The sequence below is a fragment of the Ochrobactrum sp. SFR4 genome (assembly GCF_019730395.1).
Lineage (GTDB): Bacteria > Pseudomonadota > Alphaproteobacteria > Rhizobiales > Rhizobiaceae > Pseudochrobactrum.
Genome location: NZ_JAAPBB010001152.1, coordinates 1 through 246 on the forward strand (window position 1 = coordinate 1; position 246 = coordinate 246).

1 pseudogene is annotated in these 246 nt (G+C 57.7%); it reads right to left on the bottom strand.

Going from position 1 to position 246, the window contains the following annotated elements:
- Positions 1-246 (bottom strand): annotated as a pseudogene (locus HBA93_RS22660) (amino acid dehydrogenase); the annotation flags it as partial.

Genomic DNA, 246 nt, shown 5'->3' on the forward strand with positions numbered 1-246 from the left:
TTCGCCTTTTTCAGCATAGCTTCTGAGCGCGCATAATTGGGCGGCAAGGTCAGCCCGACCAGTTCCACGGCACCGCCGACACGCACACCTGTTGTCAGCGGCGTAATCACAAAGGCATGCCCGGGGAATGTCAGCTGACGACGGATATCACCGGCACCAACCGGTAAAGTCGTATTATAGCCGCGCTCTGTCTCCAGCGGCACAGCATCGCCAAGCTGCGCACTTAAATGATGAGACCACTCACCC